This window comes from Evansella clarkii (assembly GCF_002019695.1).
Taxonomy (GTDB): Bacteria; Bacillota; Bacilli; order Bacillales; family Salisediminibacteriaceae; genus Evansella; species Evansella clarkii.
This window is the reverse complement of the sequence record NZ_KV917376.1, coordinates 3,655,538-3,660,397: the sequence shown is the minus strand read 5'-3', so window position 1 is coordinate 3,660,397 and position 4,860 is coordinate 3,655,538. Positions and strand designations below refer to the sequence as shown.

General features: G+C 37.8%; 6 protein-coding genes. All 6 read left to right on the top strand.

The genetic code is table 11. The features are described 5' to 3' along the window. Positions 1 to 558 precede the first annotated feature (558 nt). The 6 genes from BK582_RS17110 (at position 559) to BK582_RS17085 (ending at position 4,499) form a co-directional block, all read left to right on the top strand. Complete coding sequence (locus BK582_RS17110; protein ID WP_078596204.1) at positions 559 to 1,566, top strand: DUF3231 family protein; 1,008 nt, start codon at positions 559 to 561, stop codon at positions 1,564 to 1,566. Between the two features lie 249 nt (positions 1,567 to 1,815). Next, positions 1,816 to 2,283, top strand: coding sequence for an SRPBCC family protein (locus BK582_RS17105; protein WP_078596203.1), 468 nt, complete (start codon positions 1,816 to 1,818; stop codon positions 2,281 to 2,283). A 128-nt stretch (positions 2,284 to 2,411) separates the two neighbouring features. Next, positions 2,412 to 2,978: a DUF4256 domain-containing protein gene (locus tag BK582_RS17100; RefSeq protein WP_078596202.1), complete on the top strand. Its 567-nt coding sequence runs from the start codon at positions 2,412 to 2,414 to the stop codon at positions 2,976 to 2,978. A 62-nt stretch (positions 2,979 to 3,040) separates the two neighbouring features. Next, positions 3,041 to 3,436 (top strand): VOC family protein, encoded by a 396-nt coding sequence (locus BK582_RS17095; RefSeq protein WP_078596201.1) that lies wholly within the window; start codon positions 3,041 to 3,043, stop codon positions 3,434 to 3,436. A gap of 95 nt (positions 3,437 to 3,531) precedes the next feature. Beyond that, a complete protein-coding gene (locus BK582_RS17090) occupies positions 3,532 to 3,885 on the top strand; it encodes a DUF2200 domain-containing protein (RefSeq protein ID WP_078596200.1) in 354 nt (117 codons plus the stop codon). 194 nt (positions 3,886 to 4,079) lie between these two features. Next, entirely contained in the window at positions 4,080 to 4,499 is a 420-nt protein-coding gene (locus BK582_RS17085; RefSeq protein ID WP_078596199.1) for a DUF1801 domain-containing protein, read from the top strand. Positions 4,500 to 4,860: the final 361 nt, after the last annotated feature.

Sequence of the window (4,860 nt, the reverse complement as noted above, 5' to 3'; positions counted from 1 at the left end):
CAAAAATGAAGGATTTTTATCAATTGATTAGTGCAGCATAAAATTATGATAATTTGATTCTTACTAATAAAATATGAGTCTCCTCCTCTGGGGCTGAGGGAAAATCGACTCGGTGCCGGAGGCATAGACCTCGAGTGACAGCATGATTTACCTCGTCCTACAAATGCGAATTGTACGTTATGACAACGAAACCTGAACTAACCAGGCTGTATCCCTGTAGTATTGAAACGAGGTAGTGTTCTATTCAAGTCCGAGAAGAGTGAGACTCATCTATAAAGCTTTCTGTCAGTTGCTTAATGGTATTTTTTGTATATTTTTACGTAAGGTTATTTGGATTACGCAAAAACAAGAAAAAACTAATTGACATAGTACGCTGTCACCACCCGAAAAATCTTGTTTCACGGAAAATGTTTCACGGTCGTCTCATGGTTAATGTGTTTGTTTGAAAGTGACAGGTGAGTAGTTCAGGTAATTAAAATCTGAAATAAGATATGCAATTGGTATAAATCTGTATTAATTATTGAATCCTAAAATCAATTATTTTAGGGAGGATTATTTATGCCGGAAAAAGCACCAATAACATCATCAGAATTAGGAACTTTATGGCTTACATATCAGGAAAAAACCATGATTTTAAGAATGTTGGAGTATTTTATAGAGAAAGCCGATGATGATAAAGCCAGAAATATTATGACTGGTTTGTATAATGAGCTGGACGAATATGTTAGTAAAATCATTGAGATATATGAACAGGAAGGGGCTGTAATTCCAGTTGGATACACAGCAGAGGACGTAAATAAAGACGCTCCAAAGTTATATGATAATGGATTTGATATCATGTTAGTCCGGCTGTTAAAAGAAATCAGCATGGGATTGCACGCATTAAATATAACGATGACATTCCGTGAAGATCTCAATATGCTGTTTGAAGGTCTTACTGCACTTACTCAAAAGTATTACAGGATTTCCTCGCAGTATTTGCTCGAGAAGGGGCTGCTTGTGAGGGCCCCTTACGTATCAATGCCTAAATCAGTTGAGTTTGTAAAAGACAATAGTTATTTAGGTGGGGTGATTCTCAATCCATTCAATGAAAAAAGACCCTTGAATACAGTGGAGATTGCCCATGTTCATAAAGGGATTGAATCGAATCTTATTGGATTACAATTGATACTTGGTTTTGGCCAGTCTGCAAATGATGGAGAGGTGAAAAACTACTTTAAGGAAGGCGCAGAAATTTCTAAAAGCATCATAAAAGAATTAAGTGAAATTATGATTCAAACAAACCTCCCAGTTCCTCAAGCTCCGGGCGGGAATGCAACTCGTTCAACAACTGCTCCATTTTCAGATAAATTAATGATGTATTGTATCAGTCTGTTTTGCAGCTTTTCTATGGGCAGCAGTTCGCTCGGGACAGCTTTTAGTTTACGAAATGACCTTCCAGCAAAAATGGGGATTTTCATGAAAGATATTTTTGAATATGCTCATAATGGCGCAGATATCATGATAAAAAATGGCTGGATGGAGGAGCCGCCTCAAATGGAGGATCATAAACAAAAGATGAATTAGGTGTTAATGTGCAGGCTAATTCAGGATTTCCCAGCATCTGCAGTTAATAAGTTCACCTCCGTTAAGAAGGCCGCCTTATGCCGGAGCAATAGTGAGGGATTTTAATAAGAAATGTAAAAACCAGCCGATTTTGGCTGGTTTTTTATATTGAAACCTATGACAATTTCTCCAGTTAAGAGCAAATGAAATGGTATACTTTAATTAGTGTACTGGTAAAAATGGTGAGGGAAAGATAAAGGAGGTAATACCTTGAGTAATTATGGCAGACTCTATGAAAGAGATGGAAGAAACATTTTAGTTTTTAAACGTAAATATTCTTATAGTCCTGAAAAAGTATTTCGTTTTATAACAGAGCCGGATTATTTCACTCGGTGGTATCCATTTGCAACTGGAGATATGGATCTTCGTGTTGGCGGGAAGATAAAGTTCGATGACGGGGAAGGTTCCGTCTACGAGGCAGTTATTACTGAGTTTCTTCCTCCATACTCCTTCTGTTTTCGGGAAATAGATGATTTATTAGAGATAAGCCTCGATGAAACGGCTCAAGGATGCACTTTGACGTTCAGCCATACGTTCGATGACCGCACAATGGCGATATACACAGCTGCAGGGTGGCATAGATGCCTGGATGTCCTTGATCAATTAATCCATGGCCATACAGTTGAATGGAAAGATAATGCATTTGAACTCCGTGAATACTACAAAACAAATTTGTAAGTTAAATAGCATTATCTGATCGCTAACTTAAAAAGCAAGTTAACATACATATTTAGCTGTAGAAGTGTTGTTTTAACGGAGTACTTTATTCGTTATCCAATTATAGGGAAAACAAGGGGGATACTTATATGACGAAGATAAATAAGGAGTTGCCACCAGAAAAACGTGAAGAACTGCTCGGAATACTGGAAACCCGTTTTAAGAAAAATATGAATCGGCATAACCGTTTTGAATGGGCGGAAGTGCAAGCAAGGCTCGAAGATAATCCTGAAAAACTATGGTCGGTTTATGAAATGGAGACTTCTGGTGGTGAACCGGATGTTGTTGACCTTGGTAAAACGACAGGCGAATACATTTTTTATGATTGTTCTCCGGAAAGTCCTAAAGGTCGAAGAAGTGTCTGTTATGACCATGAAGCGCAGGAGTCAAGGAAAAAACATAAGCCGGAAAATAATGCTATTGATATGGCAGCTTCCATGGGAATTGAGATATTAACGGAGGAACAATACCGGGAGCTGCAGAAAATTGAAAGTTTTGATTTGAAATCGTCAAGCTGGGTACAAACCCCTGATCATATTAGAAAACTAGGCGGGGCAATTTTTTGTGACCGGCGCTATGACACTGTGTTTATGTACCACAATGGAGCAGAATCCTATTATGCAGCGAGAGGATTCCGAGGTTTGCTAAGGGTCTGATTTTAGTTCAGTGAAAAATCTAACGGGAGAGTAAATTCGATATATTTTAGGAGTGGTAAATAATGAAAAAAATATCCACGTTTTTAATGTTTCAGGATGGCAGTGCAGAGGAAGCAATGAATTTCTATACCTCAATCATTGAGGACTCTCAAATCACAAATATTGTTAGATATGGGGCTGATGAAGATGGACCAGAAGGCTCAGTTATGCAGGCTGCGTTTACTTTAAAAGGTCAGGAGTTTATGTGTTTTGACAGTTATATTAAACATCAATTCGCTTTTACACCTTCTATCTCAATCTTCATTACTTGTGATACGGAAGAGGAACTGGATAATCTTTTTGAGAAACTAAGTGAGGGTGGACAAGCACTTATGCCTTTAAACGATTATGGTTTCAGTAAAAAGTTTGGCTGGTTAAATGACCGCTTCGGGGTTTCCTGGCAGCTAAATCTTCCATAGGGTGCAGCATCCCCTTATGCCGGTACAAAGCAAACCAATGATTGCCGGTTATCCTTGTCATATCAACTCGATCTAAATATAAGGAAGGAATTATCATGAGCAAACATAATATATATTCAATGAGTTTCGCAAAAGTTTATCCCCATTATGTTGCGAAGGCAGAGAAAAAAGGACGGACGAAAGCAGAAGTCGATAAGATTATCCGCTGGTTGACGGGATATAGCCAGGAAGAGTTAGCAGGGCAACTGGAAAAACAGACAGACTTTGAGACCTTTTTTACGGAAGCTCCCCAGCTCAATCCTTCGCGGGCTCTTATTAAAGGGGTCATCTGCGGCGTGCGAGTAGAAGACATTGAAGAACCAATTATGCAGGAAATCCGTTATTTGGATAAGCTGATCGATGAGTTAGCAAAGGGAAAAACGATGGAGAAAATATTGCGGACAAAATAATTATAACGAAGAAACGCTAATTCGATTTATAACATGAATTGGATGGTGTTTTTTGTTTGCATAGACAGGAAAAGATTTTAGCTCGGTTTTTTAAAAAATTGTTCATTTTTACAGGGAATTGGATTTTTATTCTAGAACATAGTGATGACAATAATGTAAACATGCATTTACTCAGAGAATAGGAGAGCGCATATATGTATGAACCGAAGATGAAAGAAACCGACAATAGTGTAATTGAATTTATTGAAAGTGTGGGAAATGAGAAGAAGAAGGCAGATGCCTATCAGTTATTAGAAATTTTTGAAGAGGTAACTGGTTATGACGCAAAATTGTGGGGTCCTAGTATTATAGGCTTTGGCAGTTATCACTATAAGTATGCATCAGGCCATGAAGGGGATGCGCCTTTAGCGGCTTTTTCACCAAGAAAGGCGAAAATAAGTCTCTACTTGGCCTATGAAAGTGAGGAAAGAGAAAAGTTATTAGAAAACTTCGGTAAACACACGAAGAGTAAGGCTTGTATTTATGTAAATAAATTGTCTGATATCGATACCAATGTTTTAAAGGAATTAATTAAACATACAGTAGAAACATATCAGGATCTTTATCCGGAGTAATAAAGCCTTAGCAATTGTGCTGAATAAATATGGGCCACGCTTTTGGATATTTTTACCAGCTACCAAACTTAACAATTAGAAGTTTTTAAGTTTCAGAAAAGTAATTATAACTCTATTTTTAAATAGATTAAGCCCTCGGAGTCTCAAAAGTGTACCTTCATTTATTTTCGAGAACAAATTTTATGCTCTCTTAATAAACAATTGAGGTGGAAGAGGGTGTCCCAAAAGCAACTAGCTTTTGGTGACACCCTCTCTCTTTATAACAAATTAATTAAAGTAAAAATAATAAGTTCGCTCGAATCGCTCTCGGCGGACGTGTTCCCCGGGCAACGCTTCATCCTCCTCGGGAAAAACGCCCTGT

Coding starts and splice junctions, on each gene's coding strand:
- BK582_RS17110 (WP_078596204.1), top strand. CDS start 559: ATGCCGGAAAAAGCACCAATAACATCATCAGAATTAGGAACTTTATGG.
- BK582_RS17090 (WP_078596200.1), top strand. CDS start 3,532: ATGAGCAAACATAATATATATTCAATGAGTTTCGCAAAAGTTTATCCC.
- BK582_RS17100 (WP_078596202.1), top strand. CDS start 2,412: ATGACGAAGATAAATAAGGAGTTGCCACCAGAAAAACGTGAAGAACTG.
- BK582_RS17095 (WP_078596201.1), top strand. CDS start 3,041: ATGAAAAAAATATCCACGTTTTTAATGTTTCAGGATGGCAGTGCAGAG.
- BK582_RS17085 (WP_078596199.1), top strand. CDS start 4,080: ATGTATGAACCGAAGATGAAAGAAACCGACAATAGTGTAATTGAATTT.